This is a genomic window from Streptomyces sp. NPDC087906, assembly GCF_055584925.1.
The window spans coordinates 328,423-350,761 of the sequence record NZ_JBVJLC010000002.1 but is presented as its reverse complement, the minus strand read 5'-3'; the positions used below and the strand labels follow the sequence as shown (position 1 = coordinate 350,761).

General features: G+C 71.2%; 24 protein-coding genes. 11 read left to right on the top strand and 13 right to left on the bottom strand.

The features are described 5' to 3' along the window. Window positions 1–21: 21 nt before the first annotated feature. Window positions 22–576, top strand: a complete 555-nt coding sequence (locus ACZ63I_RS06915) for a hypothetical protein (RefSeq protein WP_469336116.1) — start codon at window positions 22–24, stop codon at window positions 574–576. Between the two features lie 6 nt (window positions 577–582). Here the strand turns inward: ACZ63I_RS06915 and ACZ63I_RS06910 are convergent, their stop codons facing one another. Further along, the gene (locus ACZ63I_RS06910) at window positions 583–1,296 is read right to left on the bottom strand and encodes a polyamine aminopropyltransferase (protein ID WP_469336115.1); all 714 of its coding nucleotides are present in this window, start codon (window positions 1,294–1,296) and stop codon (window positions 583–585) included. Window positions 1,297–1,362: 66 nt separating this feature from the next. Here ACZ63I_RS06910 and ACZ63I_RS06905 point away from each other — a divergent pair, with 66 nt between their 5' ends. Next, on the top strand, window positions 1,363–1,722 hold the full coding sequence (locus tag ACZ63I_RS06905) for a cupin domain-containing protein (RefSeq protein ID WP_469336114.1): 360 nt from the start codon (window positions 1,363–1,365) through the stop codon (window positions 1,720–1,722). 59 nt (window positions 1,723–1,781) lie between these two features. On the opposite strand, the gene ACZ63I_RS06900 is transcribed toward ACZ63I_RS06905, so the two are convergent. Then, window positions 1,782–3,206, bottom strand: a complete 1,425-nt coding sequence (locus ACZ63I_RS06900) for an MFS transporter (RefSeq protein ID WP_469336111.1) — start codon at window positions 3,204–3,206, stop codon at window positions 1,782–1,784. Between the two features lie 122 nt (window positions 3,207–3,328). On the opposite strand from ACZ63I_RS06900, the gene ACZ63I_RS06895 reads away from it, so the two are divergent. Next, complete coding sequence (locus ACZ63I_RS06895) at window positions 3,329–3,664, top strand: ArsR/SmtB family transcription factor (protein WP_469336109.1); 336 nt, start codon at window positions 3,329–3,331, stop codon at window positions 3,662–3,664. Here ACZ63I_RS06895 and ACZ63I_RS06890 read toward each other — a convergent pair. Then, window positions 3,654–4,721: an SDR family oxidoreductase gene (locus tag ACZ63I_RS06890; RefSeq protein WP_469336107.1), complete on the bottom strand. Its 1,068-nt coding sequence runs from the start codon at window positions 4,719–4,721 to the stop codon at window positions 3,654–3,656. The two genes, ACZ63I_RS06895 and ACZ63I_RS06890, sit on opposite strands and share 11 nt — an antisense overlap. 138 nt (window positions 4,722–4,859) lie before the next feature. Further along, window positions 4,860–5,411 (bottom strand): RNA polymerase sigma factor, encoded by a 552-nt coding sequence (locus tag ACZ63I_RS06885; RefSeq protein WP_469336106.1) that lies wholly within the window; start codon window positions 5,409–5,411, stop codon window positions 4,860–4,862. 43 nt (window positions 5,412–5,454) lie between these two features. On the opposite strand from ACZ63I_RS06885, the gene ACZ63I_RS06880 reads away from it, so the two are divergent. The 3 genes from ACZ63I_RS06880 (at window position 5,455) to ACZ63I_RS06870 (ending at window position 8,357) form a co-directional block, all read left to right on the top strand. Further along, window positions 5,455–6,852: a serine/threonine-protein kinase gene (locus ACZ63I_RS06880; RefSeq protein WP_469336104.1), complete on the top strand. Its 1,398-nt coding sequence runs from the start codon at window positions 5,455–5,457 to the stop codon at window positions 6,850–6,852. Between the two features lie 93 nt (window positions 6,853–6,945). After that, the gene (locus tag ACZ63I_RS06875) at window positions 6,946–7,692 is read left to right on the top strand and encodes a DUF4232 domain-containing protein (RefSeq protein WP_469336103.1); all 747 of its coding nucleotides are present in this window, start codon (window positions 6,946–6,948) and stop codon (window positions 7,690–7,692) included. A gap of 89 nt (window positions 7,693–7,781) precedes the next feature. Beyond that, entirely contained in the window at window positions 7,782–8,357 is a 576-nt protein-coding gene (locus tag ACZ63I_RS06870; protein WP_469336101.1) for a DUF4232 domain-containing protein, read from the top strand. Between the two features lie 24 nt (window positions 8,358–8,381). Here the strand turns inward: ACZ63I_RS06870 and ACZ63I_RS06865 are convergent, their stop codons facing one another. Further along, a complete protein-coding gene (locus ACZ63I_RS06865) occupies window positions 8,382–9,047 on the bottom strand; it encodes a TetR/AcrR family transcriptional regulator (RefSeq protein ID WP_469336099.1) in 666 nt (221 codons plus the stop codon). A 147-nt stretch (window positions 9,048–9,194) separates the two neighbouring features. Here ACZ63I_RS06865 and ACZ63I_RS06860 point away from each other — a divergent pair, with 147 nt between their 5' ends. After that, window positions 9,195–10,154: an NAD(P)-dependent alcohol dehydrogenase gene (locus ACZ63I_RS06860; RefSeq protein WP_469336097.1), complete on the top strand. Its 960-nt coding sequence runs from the start codon at window positions 9,195–9,197 to the stop codon at window positions 10,152–10,154. A 66-nt stretch (window positions 10,155–10,220) separates the two neighbouring features. Here the strand turns inward: ACZ63I_RS06860 and ACZ63I_RS06855 are convergent, their stop codons facing one another. From ACZ63I_RS06855 to ACZ63I_RS06845, 3 genes are all read right to left on the bottom strand, one after another. Then, window positions 10,221–11,579: a M1 family metallopeptidase gene (locus ACZ63I_RS06855; protein ID WP_469337018.1), complete on the bottom strand. Its 1,359-nt coding sequence runs from the start codon at window positions 11,577–11,579 to the stop codon at window positions 10,221–10,223. Between the two features lie 199 nt (window positions 11,580–11,778). Then, window positions 11,779–12,678: a hypothetical protein gene (locus ACZ63I_RS06850; protein WP_469336096.1), complete on the bottom strand. Its 900-nt coding sequence runs from the start codon at window positions 12,676–12,678 to the stop codon at window positions 11,779–11,781. Then, window positions 12,675–13,685 carry an SPFH domain-containing protein gene (locus ACZ63I_RS06845; protein ID WP_469336094.1) on the bottom strand — a complete coding sequence of 337 codons (1,011 nt, stop codon included), beginning with the start codon at window positions 13,683–13,685 and terminating at the stop codon, window positions 12,675–12,677. The genes ACZ63I_RS06850 and ACZ63I_RS06845 overlap by 4 nt, the downstream gene beginning before the upstream one ends. Before the next feature lie 173 nt (window positions 13,686–13,858). Here ACZ63I_RS06845 and ACZ63I_RS06840 point away from each other — a divergent pair, with 173 nt between their 5' ends. Then, complete coding sequence (locus tag ACZ63I_RS06840; RefSeq protein WP_469336092.1) at window positions 13,859–14,278, top strand: CBS domain-containing protein; 420 nt, start codon at window positions 13,859–13,861, stop codon at window positions 14,276–14,278. Window positions 14,279–14,316: 38 nt separating this feature from the next. On the opposite strand, the gene ACZ63I_RS06835 is transcribed toward ACZ63I_RS06840, so the two are convergent. Next, window positions 14,317–15,225: an aminoglycoside phosphotransferase family protein gene (locus ACZ63I_RS06835; RefSeq protein WP_469336090.1), complete on the bottom strand. Its 909-nt coding sequence runs from the start codon at window positions 15,223–15,225 to the stop codon at window positions 14,317–14,319. Window positions 15,226–15,351: 126 nt separating this feature from the next. On the opposite strand from ACZ63I_RS06835, the gene ACZ63I_RS06830 reads away from it, so the two are divergent. Next, entirely contained in the window at window positions 15,352–16,128 is a 777-nt protein-coding gene (locus ACZ63I_RS06830) for a DUF427 domain-containing protein (protein ID WP_469336089.1), read from the top strand. A 4-nt stretch (window positions 16,129–16,132) separates the two neighbouring features. Here the strand turns inward: ACZ63I_RS06830 and ACZ63I_RS06825 are convergent, their stop codons facing one another. Then, window positions 16,133–16,807, bottom strand: coding sequence for a TetR/AcrR family transcriptional regulator (locus ACZ63I_RS06825; RefSeq protein ID WP_469336087.1), 675 nt, complete (start codon window positions 16,805–16,807; stop codon window positions 16,133–16,135). A gap of 73 nt (window positions 16,808–16,880) precedes the next feature. Beyond that, window positions 16,881–17,666: a polysaccharide lyase family 7 protein gene (locus ACZ63I_RS06820; protein WP_469337016.1), complete on the bottom strand. Its 786-nt coding sequence runs from the start codon at window positions 17,664–17,666 to the stop codon at window positions 16,881–16,883. Window positions 17,667–17,877: 211 nt separating this feature from the next. Between ACZ63I_RS06820 and ACZ63I_RS06815 the strand changes: the two genes are divergently transcribed. Beyond that, window positions 17,878–20,322, top strand: coding sequence for a glycoside hydrolase family 2 protein (locus tag ACZ63I_RS06815; RefSeq protein ID WP_469336085.1), 2,445 nt, complete (start codon window positions 17,878–17,880; stop codon window positions 20,320–20,322). Here the strand turns inward: ACZ63I_RS06815 and ACZ63I_RS06810 are convergent. Beyond that, on the bottom strand, window positions 20,306–21,217 hold the full coding sequence (locus ACZ63I_RS06810) for a DUF5753 domain-containing protein (protein WP_469336083.1): 912 nt from the start codon (window positions 21,215–21,217) through the stop codon (window positions 20,306–20,308). The genes ACZ63I_RS06815 and ACZ63I_RS06810 overlap by 17 nt on opposite strands. Before the next feature lie 104 nt (window positions 21,218–21,321). Continuing rightward, a complete protein-coding gene (locus ACZ63I_RS06805; RefSeq protein ID WP_469336081.1) occupies window positions 21,322–21,558 on the bottom strand; it encodes a DUF397 domain-containing protein in 237 nt (78 codons plus the stop codon). Between the two features lie 186 nt (window positions 21,559–21,744). Here ACZ63I_RS06805 and ACZ63I_RS06800 point away from each other — a divergent pair, with 186 nt between their 5' ends. Next, a complete protein-coding gene (locus ACZ63I_RS06800) occupies window positions 21,745–22,335 on the top strand; it encodes an ATP-binding protein (protein WP_469336079.1) in 591 nt (196 codons plus the stop codon). Window positions 22,336–22,339 lie beyond the last annotated feature (4 nt).

Sequence of the window (22,339 nt, the reverse complement as noted above, 5' to 3'; positions counted from 1 at the left end):
CCGCCGGATAGTGTTCTGTGCATGACCAATGAACGGGGCGGGCACACCGGAGCGGTGTGTCCAGGATGCGGCGGGACCGACGTGCGCTCGGTCGAAGAGGCGACGACCGGGAAGGGCGCGCTGCGCGAACAGCTCGCGCGGCGACTGGCCAAGGGCCCGGACAAGGGCGGCGACGGCTGTCTGCACTTCGTCGAGGGCATGGTGATCACCGGCATCGGGATCGCGCTCGCGGTCTTCGGCGTACAGCAGCACAAGCAGCTCTACGTAACCGGCGGCGTGGGCATGGCCGTGGTCATGTTCATCGGCACCTTGGTCGTGGTCAGGGGCGACGGGCGCGAGAAGGCGGCCGAGCAGGCCGGCGCCGACCGCGCCGACAGGCTCTGGCAGCCAGCCCGTTACTGCTACGGCTGCACATCGGTCTTCTGCCCCGGCGGCGCCCCCTGGCAAGGCACCCTGACTCCTGAGCAGTTCAAGAAACTGGTCTGGACGCAGGCCGGTTACGCGGACCAGTTGGACGGCGCCGACAAGGCCAGGGACGCCGAGGTGCCGCAGGGAATTCTTACCGGGCGGAGCTGATCGGGCTCATTTCCGCGCGACGTACACGGTGTTGGTCGAGGTACCGCCCTGCAGTGGATTGTCGAACTCGACCACATGGGCCCGCGCTTCGGCGAAGACCTCGCCGAGCAGGGCGGTGAACGGGTCGTCGGGCGGATCGTTCGACCACAGGGCGAACACCCCGTCGGGCCGCAGCCGTTCACCGAGCGTGCTGAGCCCGGCGGCCGTGTAGAGGGCCGCGTGGCTGGGGTGCAGTACGTGGCGCGGTGAGTGGTCGACGTCCAGCAGGATCGCGTCGAAGAGCCGGCCGGGGGCCAGCGGGTCCAGCCCCTTCGCGTCGCCGGCCATCGCGAAGAAGTCGCCCCTGACCAGCCGGCAGCGCGGGTCGGCAGCCAACCCGGCGCCGAGCGGCACCAGTCCGCGCTCGTGCCACTCGATCACCTCGGCGAGCGCGTCGACCACGATCAGCGAAGCGACGCGCGGGTCCTCCAGCGCCGCACGGGCGGTGTACCCGAGACCGAGTCCGCCCACGACGACGTCGAGCGGGCCGCTCGGCGCCTGCGCGAGGCCGAGTTCGGTCAGGGCGATCTCACCGGCCGTGAAGAGGCTCGACATCAGGAACTCGTCGCCGAGCTTCACCTCGTACACGTCCTCGCCCGACACCGGCTCCCTGCGGCGGCGCAGACTGATGTCGCCCATCGGGGTCGGCCGCCAGTCGATCTCCTCGAAACGCGCGCTCATGCGGTTCCTTCTCCGTGCGGAATCATGGCCTGGAGCCTATGCCCCCGACCGTCAGGAACCGGCACGATGAAGAGCGAGCACGAATTCTTCCCGGCGGACGCGCTGCCGTGGTCCGACGGGCCGCAGCCCGGGACCGCCGAGAAGGTCCTCAGCAGGGACGAGACCGACCCGGACGTACTGACCCGGCTGGTCCGCTGGGAAGCGGGCCTCGACACCTCGGCCGCCGGGGTGATCCGGCACGAGTGGGTCGAGGAGGTCTATCTGCTCGAAGGCGAGCTGCACGACCTGGGCATCGGCCGGACGTTCCGCGCCGGTGAGTACGCGGCGCGGCCCCCGGGGATGCCGCACGGCCCGTACCGCACGGCGGGCGGCTGCGTGATGCTGGAGATCCGCTACCGGAGTGCGGCCGCGGAGCTGCGTCCGTAGGCGTGCCGCGTGGTGACGTCCGGCCGGGTGGAGCCGCGCGGCAGCCGGCCCGGCGGGTGTCACCCCGTCCGGCACAACCGCGGCTCGGCGCCCGTCTGTTCGGGCGCCCCCTCGGCGTTCTGCCCGGCTTCGACCGGCTCGCCGCCCACGTGCCGCGCGGCCACGGTGCGTTCCGACGACGGACGGGCAGCGGCGAGCCGTGCGCGGTGCAGCAGCGCGACCGCCACCGTCGTGATCGCCACGAGCACGGCCAGGGCCGCGACGACCCAGTGGAAGGCGCTCGCGTAGGCGCCCGCCTGTCCGGTGTGCCCTGCCGCCGTCGCCCGCGCCACGTCGCCGTCGGGGATCGACCGGCCGATGAGCCAGGCCAGGACGGCCGCGTACAGGCCGACGAAGACCGCCTCGCTGCCGACCCGGACGAAGTTGAGCACACCGGCCGCTGTGCCGCTGCTGCGGGCGGGCACGGTGGCCAGCGCCTCGCCGTCGACCAGCCCGAGCGGCAGCCCGAAGCCGAAGCCGACGAGCAGCATCGGTACGACGAGCCGGCCGAGCGGGGTGCCGGGGGAGAGCAGCAGCATGCCCAGCATCCCGAGGACGAGGCTGAGGAGCGCGGCGTAGATGACGGTCATCGACGTGACCCGGCGGAACCGCGCGGTCAGCCGCGCCGCCAGGATCGGGCCGAGGAGTACCGGCACGGTCATCGGCAGCATGAACAGCCCTGCGGCGCCCGCCGAGAGCGAGGCGATGCCGCTGAGCGCCACCGGCAGGTACGTCAGCAGGGTCACATAGCCGAGCGCGCCGGCCACGGGGACGAGCGTCAGCGCCAGGAAGGCGGGATTGCGCAGCAGCGAGAAGTCGACGACCTTCCGGTGCGGATCCTGCTCGTGCCGGATGTGCGGCAGTACGGCGCCGGCCGCGAGCGCGACCACCAGCACGAGGGCGTGCCCCGCGAACACCCCGCGCCAGCTCATCAGCGCGATGAGCGCGCCCGAGATCGTCGGACCGAGGGCGAGACCCAGCCCGATCACCGTGCCGAAGACCGCGAAGACCCGGCCGCGCGCCGCCCCGCCGTAGGCGTTGGACAGGATCGCGGTGCCGCCGGTGAGGACGGCCGCGCTGCCCACGCCAGCCACGAGCCGCGCCAGGTCCAGCACCAGCAGGTTCGGGGCGAGTGCGCTGCCGACGACCGAGACCAGCACGAGCGCCGTGCCGAGCCGGAAGGTGTTGCGGTAGCCGAGCCGGTCGGACGCCACTCCCCAGACCAGCGTGAACACGGCGAAGGTGATGTTGAACCCGTTGACGATCCACTGGAGCAGTGTGGGGGAGTCCCCGAGATCGTCGGCGATACGCGGGAGCGCGATAGCCGTGCCCGAGATCCCCATGGGGATGACGAACACCGCGAGCAGAATGACGGGCAGCAGCAGCCGGGACGGCCGCCGCACCTGCCCGGCCCCGGAGGACGGGGCTTCGACCTGCGCTGTCATCGGACGGCTCCTTGTAGGTACGATGGTCGTGGTACCCGCGAAGTAGAACAGAAAGAAAGGTACGACGCAAGCCGTACCTTCGGTCCCGTACGTTCAGGGTCGTACCTTCGAAGGAGATGGTCATGGCTGACGAATTCGGACACCCCGCGGCCGAGGAGATGGACCTCGGCAAGATCATGGGGGCGCTGTCCGACCCGCTGCGCCGGCGGGTCGTGACCGAACTGCTCGAACTGCCGGACGGCGCCGAGCGCACCTGCGCCTCGTTCAGCCTTCCGGTGTCGAAGTCGACCTGCACCCATCACTTCCGCGTCCTGCGCGAAGCAGGGCTGATCAAGGACCCCGACTACGGGAACCGCCGCGGCGTGATGCTCAGGCGCGGCGAGGTGGAACGGCGCTTCCCCGGCCTGCTCGGCGTCCTGGCGCACGACGCGCGGCAGGACGCCGCGGTCAGGGGATGACCTTGCGCTTGCGGAACTCGGCGAAGATGTCCAGGAACATCCGCTCGGTCTCCACGTACTCATGGAAACCGGCCCGCCGGATCTTCGAACTGTCGGCGAACATGTCGTAGTCCAGGCCGAAGACGAAGTCCCCGAAGCTCCAGCTCGACACCTCGGCGTAGCCGGCCGTCAGGCCGTACTTCGCCGACATCTCGTTCCACAGCGGTTCCTTGTCGGCCATCACGGTCGCGAGCGACATCGGCAGCGGCGGCGCCACGTCGAGTGCGAAGAACTCCGCGAGCTTGGGCCACATCTCGCTCCACCGGAACAGGTCGCCGTTGGCCACGTTGAACGCCTGCCCCGCGCCCCGCTCGTCGGTGGCGGCCCAGACGGTGGCCTTCGCCAGCAGGTCGGCGTCGGTCATTTCCCGCAGGCTGCCGTAGGCCCCTGGCTTCCCCGGGAAGCGCAGCGGCAGGCCCAGCTCCTTGGAGACCGCCGCGTACACCGCGATCACCAGCGCCAGATTCATCGGGTTGCCGAGCGCGGTGCCGCCCACCATCGAGGGCCGCAGGGCCGACCAGCTCCAGGTCTTGCCGCGCTGCCGCGCTTCGAGGAAGGCCTGCTGGTCCACGTTGAACTCCGGCGGCATGTGTCCGGCGTCCGACTCCCGGGCCGGGGTCTTGAACGGGCCGAGATGCGCGCCGTAGACCTTGTAGCCCTGCATCAGGCTGATGTGGCGCAGCCCGGGAGCGGCCGGCTCGACCGCGTCCACGGTGTTGACCAGCATGGCGAGATTGGGCGGCACCAGTTCCGCCCAGCTCGGCCGGTCCTGGAAGGCCGCGTAGAAGAGGTGCGTGACGTCCGTCAGCCTGCCCAGTTTCCGCCGGGTGTCGCCGGCGTCGAGGAGATCGGCCGCGACGTACCGCAGGCGGCCGCTGTCGGTGCCGCCGCGCCGCGAAACGCCGACGATGTCCCAGTCGCCCTGGCCGCGCAGACGCTCGATGAGGTCGCGTCCGACGACCCCGCCCGCGCCGATGACAAGGGCGACCTTCCGGTCGGCCGGCTGCTCTGTGGTCATGATGTGCTCATACCCGTCTCGAAGGTGTGACGCTTCTCGTAGGTATGAAGGGAATCACACCTGAAGGTACGGTGCAAGCCGTACCTTCAGGTCGCGGGCCGCCCCGGAGCGCGAAGCGTCAGGGGCAGCCGGCCGTCGTCACGCCGTGTCGGAGAGCCACGGCCGGATCTGCCGGCGCGCGTGGTGCAGCCGCGACTTGACCGTGCCCAGCGGGATACCCATCCGCTCCACGATCTCGGCGTATTCGAGCTGGCAGATGTCCCGGTAGACCAGCGGCGCCACCAGATGGGGACTCTCCCGCTCCAGCCGGTCCAGCGCCTCCAGCAGGTCGAGCCGCGAACCCGCTATCACGCTCGTCGTGCGGGGATCCACCCGCCCGGCCTCCTCGCCCGTCAACGGCCGCTCGTCGGCCCGGCGTTTGAGCTCCCGGTACTTCTGCCGCGCGCAGTTCGCGACGACCGTGTACAGCCACGTACTGAACCGGCTGCGGCCCTCGAAACTCCGGATGTTCCGCGACACCTGGAGCAGCGCGTCCTGCGCTGCCTCCTCGGCGTCTTCCCTGTACAGCAGGAAACGGGCGCAGCGCCGGACAACTTCCGGCCTGATCACCTGGAGCAGTTGCTCCAGCGCACGCTCGTCCCCCGACGCCGCCTGCGCCGCGAGTGCCTCGGTCTCGGGAGGATAGGTCACGGTGCCTGCACCGGCTGGGAGATCACCCAGGCATCATAAACACATGCCTTCACCTGAGATGATCGGCCGCTACCGGATCGAGCGGCGCCTGGGCGCAGGGGCCTTCGGCGTCGTCTGGCTGGCCCACGACGACCGGCTCGACGCGCCCGTCGCGATCAAAGTGATGGCAGAGAACTGGTCGTACCGGATGGACATCCGCGAACGGTTCCTCTCCGAGGCGCGCCTGCTGCGCCGCGCCACCTCCGGCGGCGTGGTCCAGGTCTTCGACATCGGCGAACTCTCCGACGACCGGCCGTACTTCGTGATGGAGTACGCCGACGGCGGCACGCTGGAGGACCGGCTCACCGCGGGTCCCCTGCCGATACCGGAAGCGCTGCGCCTCACCGCGCAGGCCGCACGCGGCGCCGCCGCCCTGCACGAGGCCGGCATCCTGCACCGCGACATCAAACCCTCGAACGTCCTCCTCGCCGGCGGGGCCGAAGGGCAGCAGCGGGTGCTGCTCGCCGACCTCGGCCTGGCCAAGAACCTGGCCCAGGCGTCCGGGCTCACCGTCATCGCAGGATCCACCGGCTACATGGCACCCGAGCTGACGGACCCCGTGGACGGCATCGACGCGCGCGCCGACGTCTACAGCCTCGGCGCCCTGCTCTACCACCTGCTCACCGGTACGACACCGGCGCCGCCCGGCAAGAACCTGCGCCCCGACGAGCTGCGCCCCGATGTGCCGCGCGACGTGCAGCGCGCGGTCCTGCGGGCCATGGAGCCGGACCGGGAGCGGCGCAGAGCGACCGCGAAGGCGTTCGCCGACGAGCTGGACCAGCTCGCCGGCGACGCCCCCGACCAGCCGCCCGCCCGTACCAAGCGCCGGATCCGCCGGCCGTACGTGATCACCGCCGTGGCCCTCGCCGCCGCGGTCGCGCTCGGCGCCGTCCTCACCGTACGAGCGCTGGACGGTCCCACCGCGCCGTCCAGGACGCGGGTCCAGGACGCGACCGGACGGATCAGCGTGGCGGTCCCCGCCGGCTGGGCCGGACAGCTTATCGGCGCGGGCTGGGCGCCGGCCTCGCTCGGCCTGAAGGGCCAGCGGCAGCCGGGCCTGACCGTGGCGCACGACGCGCGGCACTGGACGGACCTGTCCGCCGATGTCAGCGGCGTCTTCGTCGGCCTCAGCACGGACCCCGCCCTGCCCGCGCGGGTGAAGGCGATCGGCCACAGCGGCTGCGCGTACCGGGGCAGCCGCGCGTACGAGGACAAGTCCTGGCACGGCCAGGTGCGTACCTGGTCCTCCTGCGGGACACCAGGAAAGTCACTGGAAGAGATCGCACTCGCCCCGGCGGCGGGAGACCAGCCGCAGGTCTACGTGCAGATCAGGTCCGACGACGGCACCGAAGGCGCCGACAGCACCGACCGGATTCTGCGGGAGCTGCGCGTGACCGGGTGATCGTCGTGAACTTTTCCAGCCGGCCGGGCATCGAAGTGGTTGTACGGCTCGTGGCGGTCGCACAGCCGGCTTGAAGAAGGGAACGGGATCGACATGACGAAGCACCAGGACCTGAACGACAGCGGAACCGGGCGGCACGCGGGCGGGCACCGCGCCCTCGCCGCGGGCTGCGCCGGGCTGCTCGCCGCCGCCGCGCTGCTGACCGGGTGCGGTACGGAAGGGTCGGGGTCCGCCGCTGCCCCCGAGTCCGTTTCGGGGGCAGCGACACCCGCGAGCGGCGACGCGTCGAGTGCGGCGCCCACGCCGACGGCCGGAGAGAGCACGGAGCCCGGCAGCGCGCCGCCGTCCGCCCCGCACAGTTCGGGCACGCACAGCACGCCGCCGAGCAAGGACGCCGCGACTCCCGCGGCCCCCGCCGCGAGCAGCCGCTGCCACACCTCGGAGCTGTCGGCCTCGGTCGGCCCCAACGACCCCGGCGCCGGACAGGAGAACTTCGCGCTCGTCCTCACCAACCGCTCGGGCCGCACCTGCACCGTGCACGGCTTCCCCGGCCTGGCGTTCGTCAACAGCGCGGGCAAGCAGGTGTCGGGGAACCCGGTACGTACCGGCTCGTCGACCGCGGCGGTGCGGCTGGCACCCGGGCGCAGCGCCTGGGCCCCGCTGAGCTTCACCAACCCGGGCATCACCGGCGCCACCACGGTGACACCGGCCGCCGTGCGGATCACCCCGCCCGACGAGACCGCCTCGATCAAGGTCACCTGGTCCGGCGGCCCCGTGCCCAACCCGCAGAAGAACTCCGTCCCCAAGGTCGGCGCCTTCAACCCCGGCACCGCTCCCTGAAAGCTGCCGTCCCCGCGTGAACTTTCCCGGCGCGGGCGGCATCGAACGTGTTGTACGGCTCGACGGTTCGACGGAGAGAGGCGACAGAGATGATGAAGTACGACGGAACGGCAGCCACGGGCAAGCGGACGACGCGCAGGATCGTCGTGGCCGCCGCTGCCACCGCCCTGCTGGCCGTGACCGGCGTCGGGGCGGCGCAGGCGGGCACCGTGTCCACCGGCGCGGGGGCCGCGCTGCCGACCTGCACCACCGCGGGCCTGGCGGCCTCGCTGCACCAGCCGCTGGCCGGCGGGATGAACCACCAGGGCGCGGTGCTGGAGCTGAAGAACACGAGCAGCCGCACCTGTGCGCTGCTCGGGTACCCGGGCCTCGGCCTGGAGAACGCGCAGCACAAGGCGCTGACCACGCGCACCGACCGGGGCTCCACCTGGTACGCGGGCAACCCCGGGAAGCAGGTCGTCGAGCTGAAGCCGGGGCAGGCCGCCCAGGCGGTCATCGCGTGGACGCACGCGAACACCGGCACCTCGGGCGCCGCGCACGCCGCCTACCTGGAGGTGACGCCCCCGGCGTCCACCACGCACAAGACGCTGGCCTTCCCGAACTGGGCCGACCACGGGGAGCTGGCCGTGACGGCTCTCGCGCACCACATCACCGTCACCGACTGATCGCCGTCATCGACCGGATCGCTGTCATCGACCGACAGGCCCGTAGATCTGGTCCAGGTCCAGCGGTGCGGGCGGCGGCAGCGGCCTGGCGCCGTCCGCCCGGAAGGACTGGAGCAGATAGCCGACCAGCCGCCGGGTGGCGGCGGGCGAGCCCTGCCGGGAGCGGGCGATGACACCGCCGTTGGCCAGCAGCACGAGGGTGACGTCCGTGTGGTCGAAGTCCGCGCGGAGCTGCCCCGCGTCCTTGGCGCGCCGCACCAGCTCGGCGAGGCCGCGCTCGGCACGGATCCGCTGCCGGCCGAAGCCGGTCTCGTCGGGGAACTCGGTGAGGAAGGCGTCGGTGAAGCCCCGGTCGGCCGCCTGCATCAGACACACCTTCTCGATGACGGAGCAGAAACCGCGCCAGGGGTCGGGATCGCCAAGCGCCTCGTCAAGTACCGCCACGCAGTGGGCCAGTTGCTCGGCGAACGCCTCGGTGACGAGCGAGGCGCGCGTCGGGAACCGCCGGTACAGGGTGGCGACCCCGACCCCGGCCCGCCGGGCGATCGTGGTGAGCGGCGCGTCGATCCCGTCGGCCGCGTAGGTCTCGCGGGCGGCCTTCAGGATGCGCTCCCGGTTGTGCCGGGCATCGGCGCGCAGCTCGGCCCCGCGGTCGGCCGCCGAACGCTTTTGAGAGGGCTGAGCAGGCATGTCTCTCACTTTCACTCAGACGGAAGGTGCCTTCCGGTTGTCGCGTTACCGTGATGGCAGTCTAAGTGGAAGCCCCTCGCCACTTGTGCCGGCCGATTGCGCCGGCCGGTCTTCGGCAGCGGGCGAGGCAGAGAACAGGAACACCGGATGAACGAGATGCGCACCGCGCTCTACGACAGCTACGGCCCGCCCGATGTGCTGTACGTGGGCCACACACCGGCGCCGTCCCCGGGACCCGGAGAAGTGCTCGTCCGGGTCCATGCGACGAGCGTCAACGGCGGCGAGCTGGCGGGCCGCGCCGGACGGGTGCGGCTGGTGACGGGCCGCCGCTTTCCGCAGCGGACCGGCATCGACTTCGCGGGCGAGATCGCGGCGGCCGGCGGCTCGGTGACCGGGCTGCGGGTGGGCGACCGGGTGTGGGGAGCGCTGCCGCGCGGCCGGTTCGGCAGCGCCGCGGAGTATGTGGCCGTCCGCCCCCGGCAGCTCTCCTTCGCCCCCAAGGGCAGCACCCTGGTGGAGGCCGCGTCATTGCCCGCGACCGGTACGACCGCGATCACGGCCCTGAAGGCCAAGGCGCGTCTCGCGCCTGGCGAGCGGCTGCTCGTCCGGGGCGCCAGCGGGGGCGTCGGCAGCGTCGCCGTCCAGCTCGGCAAGGCGCTCGGCGCCCGTGTCACCGCGCTCGCCGGGCCCAAGAACCTGGATTTCGTGCGCGAGTTGGGCGCCGACGAGGTCCTCAGCTACGCGACGACAGGGCCGTCCGAACTCGGCACGTTCGACGTCGTCCTGGACACGGTCGGCAGCGAACACGCCGCGTACCGCAAGCTGTTGGCCCCGGGCGGCCGGATGGTGTCGATCGCCTTCGACCTCGACCGGCTGCTGCCCTCGCTGTCGTACCTCGTCACCTCGACGGTCTACGGATCGCGCCGGGTCCGCTTCTTCAGCGGCAACCCCCAGCACGATCTCTTCGCCGAACTGGCCGGGTACGTGGAGAGCGGCGCGATCCGCCCCGTGGTGGACACCGTCCACCCGCTCGACGGCATCGCCGCCGCGCACCGGGCGCTGGAGGCGGGCGGTGTACGGGGGAAGCATGTCGTCCAGATCGTGTGACGACTGAGACCACGACGACGGCGGGCGGACCGGGATACGGCCCGCCCGCCGGAAGCTGACGAATCGTCAGGGAGCCGGGAACACGGCCGGCTTGGCCGGGGTGTACAGCCAGGTCTGGAAGAAGTCGCCCAGATCCTTCCCCGACAGCTTCTCCGCGAGCCGCTGGAACTCGGCGATGGTCCCGTTGCCGTACCGGTGCGTGGCGGGCCACGCCTTCAGCAGCGCGAAGAAGTCGCGGTCGCCGATGGTGGTGCGCAGCGCCTGGATGGCGACGGCGCCCCGGTCGTAGACGGCGTCGTCGAACTGGTTCTGCGCCCCGGGGTCACCGGGCTTGACCGTCCAGAACGGGTCGTCGGCCGGGTGCGCGTCGTACACCCGCTGGGCGAGTTCCTGCGGGGTGCCGGTCTTCTCGTGCTCGGCCCACAGGTACTCGGCGTACCCGGCGAAGCCCTCGTTCAGCCAGATGTCGGACCAGCGGGCGAGCGAGACGTCGTCGCCCCACCACTGGTGCGCCAACTCGTGCGCGACCACGGAGGTGTCGGGGCCCTTGGCGAAGAACTTCGGGCTGTAGAACGGCCGGGTCTGCGCCTCCAGGGCGAACCCCGACGTCACGTTCGGCACGTAACCGCCGACGGAGTCGAAGGGGTACGGGCCGAAGTAGCCGCTCAGGAAGTCGATGATCTCGCCGGTACGCTCCACGCTGGCGCGGGCGTTGGCCGCGTTCGCACCCAGATCCTTGCTGTACGCGTTGACGACGGGCACGCCCGCGCGGGTGCGGCTGTGCGTGATGTCGAACTTGCCGACGGCGAGCGTCGCCAGATACGTGGCCTGCGGCTTGCTCTGCCGCCAGTGGTAGCTGGTCAGGCCGGCCGCCGTACGCGACGAGAGCAGCGAGCCGTTGCTGACCGCCTGCGAGCCCTTCGGCACCCGCACGGTCACGTCGTAACTCGCCTTGTCCAGCGGGTGGTCGTTGCTGGGGAACCACCACCACGCCGACTCGGGCTCGTTGGCGGCGACCCCACCGTCCGGCGTGCGCTGCCAGGAGGTGAAGCCGTAGCGCTTCACGGTGGACGGCACACCCGAGTAGGTGACGGCCACGGTGATCCGTTGGCCGCGCGAGATCGGCCGGTCGGGCGTGACGACGAGCTCCTGTTCGCCACTACTGGCGAACCGCGCGGTACGGCCGTTGACCCGTACCTTGCTCACGTCGAGCGCGAAGTCCAGGTCGAAGCTGGTCAGCCCCTGGGTCGCGGTCGCCGTGACCGTGGCGGTACCGGACAGCCGGTCGGTGGCCGGCCGGTAGTCGAGGTCCAGGTCGTAGTGCGAGACGTCGTAGCCGCCGTTCCCGTAGGTCGGGTAGTACGGGTCGCCGATCCCGGGATCCCCGGCCCCGGCCCCTGCGGCGGACGCCGGGATCGCCAGCATCAGGCCGAGGGCGACGGCAGTGGACGTGATGACTCTCTTGCGCACAGAAATTCCTCCGACGCGATGAGCAGAAGATGGCAGGTACACGGTGACTCTAGGAAGGCAAGGTGCCCAGGTCACCCGAATTCCTCCGCTGTCGCAGAACTTTCACGTGGCGCAACAACCCGCTCCGTGCGCCGCACGGGCCGCGCCGGGCCGCTCAGTTCAGCAGCCGCAGCGTCGTCGCCGACGTGGTCAGGCGGAGGGACTGGCCCCAGGTTAGTTCCAGCGCGTCGCTCTCCATGCCGTCGCCGAAGGCGATCAGCCGGTCGGACTCGACCGTCAGGCGCAGCGAGTCGCGGCGGGTCAGTACGCCCTCGACCTGGGCCGTGCCGGTGGTCGGTGACGGCCACGCCTCGCGTACGTACCAGACCAGCCGGGGGTCCGTCGGGTCCGGTGGGGGGAGTGCGGTGGCGCGTTCCTGGCGCAGGGAGCTGAGCCAGCCCGTGGCGCCCGTACCCGTGCCGACGAGGACGCCCGACGATGCCTGCTGCTCCATGGGCACGGACCCGTCGTCGGGGCCGATCCGGTAGCGGGCCGTCTGGTGGCCCGCGCTGCCCACGTAGATCTCGTTCAGCGCCAGCAGCCGCTGCGTGTCGTCGGTGACCGCCTCGACCATGGTGAGTTCGTCGTACGTGCCGGACGCCGCGACGGCCGCGTGGAGCAGCGCGGCCGTGTCGGACGCGCGGTGGCGGACCAGGACGCCGGGGTTGCGGCCCGGGTCGGTGTCGATGCCGATCACCGGCTGCCCCGCGAGGTACTTGGCCGCGTTGGCGACGAGGCCGTCGGGTCCGACGACCACCACCACGTCCTCGGGTGCGAAGAGGAAGCGGTCCAGATCCGCCCGTTCCACCTGGGCCTGCCGCCATTGCAGCGGTACGGCCGCGGCGACCTGCGCCAGGGCCTGGCGCAGCCGTTCGTGGCGCAGCAGCACCTCGTCGATGCTCCGGCCGCGCGACGACAGGAAGAACGCGGCCTGGCCGTGCGTGCCGTGCCGGGCGAGCAGCTCCTCGTACTCGCTGGTGCGGCGCACCAGCACCGCGCGCGGCGCGAGACTCACGGCCGCGCCCCGTCCGCGCTGCCCAGCTTGCTGAGCAGTCCGGTCAGCACGTCGGGGGAGAGGGTCAGATTGTCGATGTGCGGCAGATTCCCGGCGACCAGGGTCGCGGCCAGCGCGTGCAGGGTCGCGGTGTCCACCTCGGCGTGCGCGCGCAGCCAGGCGGTCTGCGCCGCGGCCCGCGCCGCGCCGTTCTCCCGCGCCGCCTCGGCCTCCGCCTTGGCCAGCCGGACCGTACGCGACGCCTCGGCCTCGGCCCGTACGGCGTCGGCCGCCGCGCTCTCCTCGGCCTCCCGGCGGGCGTTCGTGCCGTGCTGCTCGACCAACTCCTCCTCGCGGCGGGCCAGTTCGATCTTGCTGGAGAGTTCGTTCTCGGCGATGGTCCGCTCGCGCTCGACCGCGACCGCGCGCCGCTCGTAGGTCGCCCGGTCGGCCTCCTGCTGGATCAGTTCGCGCGCGGGGGTACGCAGCGCACGCTCGACGTCCGCCTCCGGGCGGATCGCGACGACCCGGGTGGCGACGACCTCGATACCGGTGGCCGGCAGCCGGGGCTCGGCCGTGAGCCCGGCGCCGATCCGCTCGCGCACCGAGGCGACGCCGTCCGCGAGCGCGACGGCGAGCGGCGTACGGGAGAGCACGTCCAGCGCGTGCTGCTGCGCCGTCTCGGTGAGCAGCGTGCCGAGCTGCTCCAGCGGCGCCGCGCGCCAGCCGCCGCTGTCCGGGTCGACCGAGAAGTCGAGCCGGGCCGCGGCGAGTGCCGGGTCGCTGATCCGGTACGTGACGGTGGCCTGCACGGTGACGTCCTGGAAGTCGGCGGTCCTGGCGTGGAACATCATGGCCAACTCGCGGTCCTCGACCGGGACTTCCGAGATCGCGGCGGAGAGCGCGCGGAACCAGAAGCTCTGTCCTGGACCGTCGTGGACCAGCGTGCCGCGCTTGTGGTGGCGGATGTGGGCCGTGGGTGCGGAACGCAGATGGCGCCAGCCGAAGCGCCGGGTGATGTCGGCCATGGAGTCCCCCTGTTGTCGCTCTTTTCGTCAGTGCGACGATAGCGTGGCGCGCTGTTCTCGTCAATGAGACGCAATGGGTGGGGTGGGGAACGTGAGGCAGGCGGGGATGCGGCGGGGCACGGCGTGTTCCAGACTGGAGCCAAGGACGCGCCCACAACGATTCGGATGCGCCGATGCACTACGTACGTGAACTGATGAGTACGAAACTCCTCACCGTTCCGCCGTACATGTCCCTCACGTCCGTGGCCTCCTGCATGCGCGACGCGGACGTGGGATGTGTGCTGGTCACCTCGGACGAGGGGGTGCACGGCATCGTCACGGACCGCGACATCGTGGTACGCGTCGTCGCCGAGGGCACCATCGCGGGCCCCGCGGTGGCGCTCGCCGCCGTCTCCGGGGACCTGACCACCGTCGGTCCTGACACGTCGGTGTGCGAGGCGGCGGAGACCATGGCCGTGCACGGCCTGCGCCGACTGCCCGTCGTGGCGGACGACGGGCAGTTGGTGGGGCTGCTCACCCTCGGCGACCTGGCGGGCACGGCGCACGCGCAGGAGGTGCTGGCCGCGCTGACCGGCTCCGAGGCCAACCACTGAGCGAAGCGACAGCCCCGGCTCAGCCGAACTCGGCAACCTCAGCCGAACTCGGCGTAGTCGTCGAGGACTTCGCCGATGATGTGCCGGTTGACCGCCGCCAGCGCCGGATCCGACTCGACCGACTGGCTGAGCACCAGCATCGCCTTCCACAGCGCCCAGCCCCTGGCCCGCGCCCAGGTGCCGTCGTCCTGCGCGACGGTGCGCCGGAACGCTTCCCTGCTGTCCCCCGAGAGCATCCCCCAGGCGATGACCAGGTCGCAGGCCGGGTCGCCGACCCCCGATGTGCCGAAGTCGATGGCGGCCGCCAGCTTTCCGTCCTTCACCAGCAGATTGCCGGGCGCGATGTCGCCGTGGAACCAGACGGGATCGCCGGTCCACTCGGCGGCCAGCGCGGCGTCCCAGACAGCCGCCGCCCGGTCCGTGTCGATCAGCCCCTTGAGCGCGGTCAGACAGCGCCGGGTCTCGTCGTCGTAGTGGGCGGGCGACGCTCCCCGGTACCAACTGTGCTCCCCGCCGAGCGGCCCCTCGGCGGCGTCGCACCGCTGGAGGGCGAGCAGGAACTCCGCCACCGAGACCGCGAACTGCCGCCACTCGCCGACACGTTCGGGCTGAGCGGTCTCGCCGTCCAGCCAGCCCCGTACCGACCACGGGAACGGGTATCCCTCGCCCGGCACCCCCGCCCCCAGGATCGAGGGGATCGGCACGGGCAGCGACGGCGCCAGCAGAGGCAGCCAGTGGTTCTCCTTGGCGACCGCCGGGACATAGCCTTCGGCCGTGGGCAGCCGGACCGTCAGCCGCTCGCCGAGGCGGTACGTGCGGTTGTCCCAGCCGTCCACCGAGACCGGTGTGACCGGCAGCCCGCTCCACCGCGGAAACTGTGCGGCGATCAGCCGTTGTACCAGGGCGGCGTCGATTCCGGCGCGGCCGTCCGGGGGAGTTGAGAGCATCCGCCGATCATCACCTCCGGGCCCCTTCCGGGCAACGGAATTTCGCAGCGTGGCGCGCACGGAGCGTCGATCCGTGATGTTCTGGAGGAACAGGCAAGATCCGACCCGTGGACCGAGGGATCACCCATGGCGGACGAGAGTGTGCTGTACCCGGGGCTGATCGTGCCGGTCGGGCACGTCGAGCCGGTGCCTCGGTGTATCCGGGGGACGGTCGGCGGCCGCGTCGCCTTCGACACCCGGCGCGCGCTGTACGTGTGGGAGCACCGCCCCTATCCCCAATTCAGCATCCCGATCGAGGACTTGGTCGACGCGACGCTCGTCGACGAGGGGCACAGCGCACCGCGCGGCGCCGGGTCGGCGCGGCGGCACAGCCTGCGGGTCGGCTCCGAGATCAGGGCGGGCGCCGCGTGGGTGTGGGCGGACGACGCCCCGGAGCCGCTGCACGGCACCGTCCGCTTCGAGTGGGAGGCGCTGGACTCCTGGTTCGAGGAGGACGAGGTGGTCTTCGTCCATCCCAGGAGCCCCTACGCGCGTGTCGACACGCGGCGCTCCTCCAGCGGCGTCCGCGTGGAGATCGACGGGGCCGTGCTGGCGGACGCGCCGCACTGCGTCAAGCTGTTCGAGACGGGCCTGCCGACCCGGTACTACCTCGACCGCCCGTACGTGGACCTGACCAGGCTTCGGCCCACCGACACGGTGACCAGTTGCCCGTACAAGGGCACGACGAGCGGCTACTGGTCGTACGACGGCGACGCCGCCACCCACGAGGACATCGCCTGGGCGTACGACCACCCGACGGACCAGATCGCCGGCATCGCCGGCATGATCACGTTCTACAACGAGCGCGTGGACCTCTACGTCGACGGGACGCTGCTGCCCCGGTCCGCCGACCGCGCCGGGTAACCCGTCAGACCTCGCCCGCCGCGGCCCGTGCGATGTCCGGTGCTTCGAGCGGCGGCCGGCGCAGATCGAGGTGGTCGGCGCGGAAACCCGCCATCACCACCGCCAGATGGCGCTGCCACACTTCCGGTGCCACGGAACCGGACGTCTCGATGACGCCCCGCAGCGCCCAGACAGCCATCGCCACGTCCGTCAGGGTGAGTTGGGCGTTGACAGCCCCCGAGCGCTGGGCGCCGGCCAGCAGCTCGGCGGTCATCTCCTGGAGCCTGCCGACCTGTTCGGGCCGCGCCAGCTCGCCCCACGACCGGGGCAGGATCCCCCGGCTGGTGGCGATGTGCCAACCGACCGTCCGCAGGAACTCGTCGAGAGCGACGTCCGGTTCATGGCCGGCCGCCTCGGCGGCGAGGCCGAGGAGCTTGTCGTAGAAGACGGAGACGAGTTCGGAGACCAGCGCGTCCTTCGAGACGAAGTGCCGGTACAGCGTGGCGGGGCCGATGCCCGCTTCCCGCGCGATGGCCTCCATGCTGACGCCAGGCCCTGACGCCTGGAAGGCCAGCCGCGCCGCCGCCAGGATGCGCTCCCTGTTCTCGGCCGCGTCGCGGCGCCGCGCCCGCCGCACGGGCCGCTGCCGCCCGGCGGCGGGCACGCTCGCGTCCGGCCCCGGCGCGCCGTGCTCGTCCATCGAGACTCCTCATGAGAACGGATCCCGTAACCGATAGTATCACTCTCGGTTACGGGATCCGTCGTCAAAGGTGTCAGCCGTGCGACACGGTCAGCCCGTAGAACGCGACGCGCGCGCCCTTCGTGGTGCTGTCGGAGGACGACTGGTTGTACGAGCCGGCCTTGAAGTACTGCTTGTACGCGTTGAAGGACGACGGGATGGCGTAGTGCGTCGTGCTGCCGTTGACCGTCAGATCGATCGTGTTGCCGCCGGAGACGGCGATCGTGTACGTCCACGTCTTGCCGATCGACACATGGCCCACGGTGTGCGGGGTCTGGCCGCCGTCCGGCGAGTTCTCGATCCCCGCGACGATGTCGCCGTTCGAGTGGTAGTACAGCTCGATCAGCGGCTTGGTCGACGAACCGCCGCTGCCGAGGTGGATCTGCCCGACGCAGACGTTCGACGTCACGGACACCACGCGCAGCGTCGCGCTCAGCCGGTGGGAGCCGCTGAGCGACCAGTCCGCCGCGCTGCCGTTGCTGTTCATCTCCCGCAGCTCGGACCGGGCGTAGTTGGAGTTCGGCGTGGTGACGCCCTTCTCCGGTGCCCAGAAGGTCATGGCGCCGTCGCGGGTGTCGGTGTAGAAGTACGAGTCCTGGAACCCGTTCGCCCCCTGGAGCCGGGACGACGAGATGGTGGTCGGTGAGCCCGGGGAGCCCACCGGCTCCTGGAGCTGCCAGACCGACAGGTTGAAGTTGCCGCCCGGGGCGACCGACGGGTCCGCGGCGATCGCGGCGACGGCGTTCGTGCCACCCAGGAAGGTGAGCGAACTCGCGAAGGCCAGGGCGGCCGCTGTCGCGAGCAGTTTGGAACGGATCATCATGTGGGGGGTCCTTCCGCGCTCGGTGATGTGAGGTGAGCCGATCCAGGTCTAGTCCAATAGGCGTCAGTTGTAAAGAACACTTACAGTTCTCCCCGTCAACGCCACCGGCCCGTGGCGGAGTTCGCCGCACTGATCACGCCGCGCCCGCGCCTCAGCCGTCGGGTGGGTAAGTTTGACGGCCAACAGCACCTGCGACGAGGAGACTTCGTTGAGCACCCTTCGCCCGCTGCACGACGGCTGGACGCTGACGGCCGCCTCCGGCGCCGTCCAGATCTCACAGGTGCCCGCGGCGGTGCCGGGCTGCGTGCACACCGACCTCCTGGCCGCCGGGCTGATCCCGGATCCCTATCTGGACGACAACGAGACGCGGCTGTCCTGGATCGGCCGCACGGTATGGCAGTACGACACCACGTTCGCCTGGAGCGACGACGGTCACGAGCGCACCGATCTGGTCTGCCAGGGACTCGACACCGTGGCGACCCTCACCCTCAACGGCACCGTCGTCGGCCGGACCGCCAACCAGCACCGCTCCTACCGCTTCTCCGTCCGCCATCTCCTCCGCGAGGGCGCGAACACGCTCAGCGTCCGCTTCGACTCGGCCTACACGTACGCCGAAGCCCAGCAGGCGGCGCTCGGCGCCCGGCCCGGCGCCTACGCTGAGCCGTACCCCTTCATCCGCAAGATGGCCTGCAACTTCGGCTGGGACTGGGGACCGACCCTGGTCACCGCGGGGATCTGGAAGCCGATCGGCCTGGAGAGCTGGAGCGGCGCCCGGCTCGCCGACGTACGCCCCCGGGCGACGGTGGACGGCGGCACAGGACACCTGCGGATCGACGTACGCGTCGACAGGACCGACGAGCAGCCCAGGACCGTCACCGCCGAGGTGGCAGGCGTACGCGCCGAGGCGGTCCTGGCCCCCGGCAGCCGCACGGCCCGGCTCGACCTCACCGTCGACAGCCCCGGACTGTGGTGGCCGCGCGGCCACGGCGAACAGCCCCTCTACGACGTGACGGTACGGCTGTCCGGCCCGGCCGACCGCCCCGACGAACCGCAACCGTGGCACCGGCGGGTGGGTTTCCGCACCGTCGACCTGGACCGCGAGACCTTCACCCTCCGTGTCAACGGCGCCCCGATCCTGGTCAGGGGCGTCAACTGGATCCCCGACGACTGCTTTCCCAGCCGTATCACCCGCGAACGGATCGCGGAGCGCTTCGCGCAGGCCACCGAGGCCCACATCAATCTCCTGCGGGTCTGGGGCGGCGGTCTCTACGAGAGCGACGACTTCTACGAACTCGCCGACGCGCTCGGCCTCCTGGTCTGGCAGGACTTCCCCTTCGCCTGCGCCGCCTACCCCGAGGAGGAGCCCTTCAGGTCGGAGGTCGAAGCCGAGGCGAGGGAGAACGTCACCCGGCTCGCCGGCCACCCCTCGCTGATCCTGTGGTGCGGGAACAACGAGAACATCGAAGGGCGCGCCGACTGGGGATGGCAGGAGGAGCTGGCCGGCCGGAGCTGGGGCGCCGGGTTCTACTACGACCTGCTGCCCGCCGTGCTGGCCGAGTTGGACCCGACACGCCCGTACTGGCCCGGCAGTCCGTACGCGGGCCGCCCCGACCTGGCCCCCAACGCCCCGGACCACGGCACGACCCATATCTGGGACGTGTGGAACCGCGAGGACTACACGCACTACGGCACCTACACACCGCGCTTCGTCGCCGAGTTCGGCTTCCAGGGCCCGCCCGCCCACGCGACGCTGCGCCGCGGCGTCACCGGCGAACTGGCCCCGGACGCCCCGCTGGTGCTGCACCACCAGAAGGCGGAGGACGGCAACGGCAAGCTGCTGCGCGGTCTGCGCGGGCATCTGCCGCCGCCCGCCGGCTACGACGACTGGCACTACCTCACCCAGCTCAACCAGGCGCGGGCGCTCACCTACGGCATCGAGCGCTTCCGCGCCCTCGCGCCGTACTGCCGGGGCACCATCGTCTGGCAGCTCAACGACTGCTGGCCGGTGACCTCTTGGTCGGCCGTCGACGGTGACGGCCGCCGCAAGCCGCTGTGGTACGCGCTGCGCCGGGTCTACGCGGACCGGCTGCTGACCTTCCAGGACGGCGCACTCGTGGTCGTCAACGACAGCGCCGAGCCCTGGCACGGCACCCTCGGCGTGACCCGCCACCGGTTCGACGGGGCCCCGGAGGCCACGACGGCCCAGGAGCTGCGGGTGCCCGCGCGCGACCAGCTAAGGGTGCCGCTCGCCGACTCCCTGACCCGCCCTGCCGACCCGGCCGCCGAACTGCTCGTCGCCCGACTCGACGGCCACCGCACCGTCTTGCTCTGCACGGAGGACGACCGGGCGGCCCTGCCGCCCGCCCGCTACGACGCCTCGGTGGAGCAAGTCCCGGGCGGATACGAGGTCGCGGTCACCGCCCGCACCCTCCTGCGCGACCTCGCCCTGTTCCCCGACCGGCTCGACCCGGCCGCCGCGGTCGACGACATGCTGCTGACACTCCTGCCGGGCGAGACGGCGACGTTCCGGGTCAGCACCGGGCGCCGACTGGACCCGGACGATCTCACCGCGGCGCCCGTCCTGCGCTGCGTGAACCAGACGGTGTCGGTCCAGGACGTGTCCGGCGCGCGGAGCGTCAGTCGCCCTGCTTGAGGAGCGCTTCGAGCCGGGGCACGGTCTCCTGCGGCAACTCGGCCTCGGTGACCAGCCGGTCCATGATCAGCGAGTACTGGTCGATCTCTTCCTGCTTGTCGAGATAGACCGCGCCGGTGAGCTGCTCCAGATAGACCTTGTCCGGCAGATCCGGCTCGTTGAACCGCAGGATGGTGATCGGCGTGCCGGCCGCGGCTCGCGCGCCCACGCTGAACGGCGCGATCTGCAGCGTGATGTTGGGCAGCCGGGTCACCGCCAGGAGGTGCTCCAACTGGGCGCGCACCACCTTGGCCCCGCCGAAGGGGCGGCGCAGGACGGCCTCGTCGACGACCGCCCAGAGCGTCGGCGCGCCCGGCCTGGTGAGCAGCCGCTGGCGCTCCATGCGCAGTTCGACCAGGCGGTTGATCTTCGCGTCGGACGCGTCCGGGTAGCCGAGCCGGGTGACCACGCGGGCGTAGTCGGGCGTCTGGAGCAGACCGGGCAGGAACTGGACCTCGTAGGTGCGGATCAGCGAGGCCGCCTCTTCCAGGCCGATGTGCAGCTCGAACCAGTTCTCCAGCACATCGCTGTACCGGTGGTACCAGCCCGGCAGATTGGCCTGCCTGGTCATCTCCACGTATTCGGCGCGCTCTTCGTCGCCCAGGACGCTGTAGAGCGTCAGCAGGTCGGCCACGTCCTGCTGCTTGAAGCCGACCTGGCCGCGCTCCATGCGGGTGATCTTCGCGTCCGATGCCCGGATCGCCTTGCCCGCGTCCACCCGCGAGATGTCACGGGCCTGGCGCAGCCGCCGGAGTCGGCCGCCCAGCAGGATGCGCAGTGCGGTCGGCCCGATCGGTTGGTCCAAGTAGCGCCGTAACGAAGGCTGTTCACCGGACGGCCGCGGCATGGCGGTCATGACAACTCCCGTAAGTCACTACGCGGACACGAAAGCCCCAGTCTTCCATCCCGCACCCGGTCGCGTACAGCGGGGAGGGCCGGTCGCCGCCCATGACGTCGCTCTCAGTGCGTCAGCGTGTCGAACTCTCCGTCCTTGGCCCCGGCCACGAAAGCGGCGATCTCGGCGCGGGTGTAGACCAGCGCAGGACCCTGCGGATGACGGGAGTTGCGGACCGCGATGCTGCCGTCGGACAGCTCGGCGACCTCCACGCAGTTGCCCCCGGGGGCGCTGTGCCGGCTCTTGCGCCACGCGGCGCCGTCGATCCGGTCCGACCGTGTTCCGTTCTCGAACTCTGCCATTCCACCCACTCCTTGATGAGTCGCGCGCCTGACCAGGCGTCACCCGAATGCAATTGCATCTGCACTTGAGGCCGCAACTGCACTCCAACGACTGTAATTGCAGATGCAGTTGCGGCACCATCCTTTGGAGGGGGATAGTGGGCGCCGATCACCCACTTGTCACCACCGGCCCCCACGGAGAACGCGATGACATCTGGCTCAACCGGACCATTAGGCGCATTACCCGGCGCTCCCGTCGGCCGTCTGCTGGAGCGCGTCTCGCGCGACGCGTTCCCGTTCGACGAGCCGGACACCACAACTCCGTACACGACAGCCGGATTCACCGCCCGCGCGCTGTCGGCGGACAAGCAAGCGGTGGGCGAGGGGCGCCGGTTCACCGGCACGATCCTGAACCGCTGGGCGCTCAGCCCGCTCGTGGACAACGCGGCGCTGATCGTCTCCGAACTCCTCAGCAACGCCCTGCGGTACGGACTCGGCGGCTTTCCCGCCTGGTCCTCTCCTTCGCAGGCCGTCTGGCTGGGCCTGATGCGCCGCGAGGGCACGGTGCTGTTCGCCGTGTGCGACCACAGCGCCCGCGTCCCGCAGGTCAAGGAACCGGATCAGCTCGCCCAGTCGGGGCGGGGACTGCACATAGTCGACTGCCTCAGCGACACCTGGGGCTGGACGACCCCCGACACGGACGGGAAAGCGGTCTGGGCGGCCGTCTCGTGCCGCCGCGAGAGCGAAGGCGCGCCGGTCTCACCGCGCCACGCGCAAGGAGCGGGACGGCTCATATGAGTTG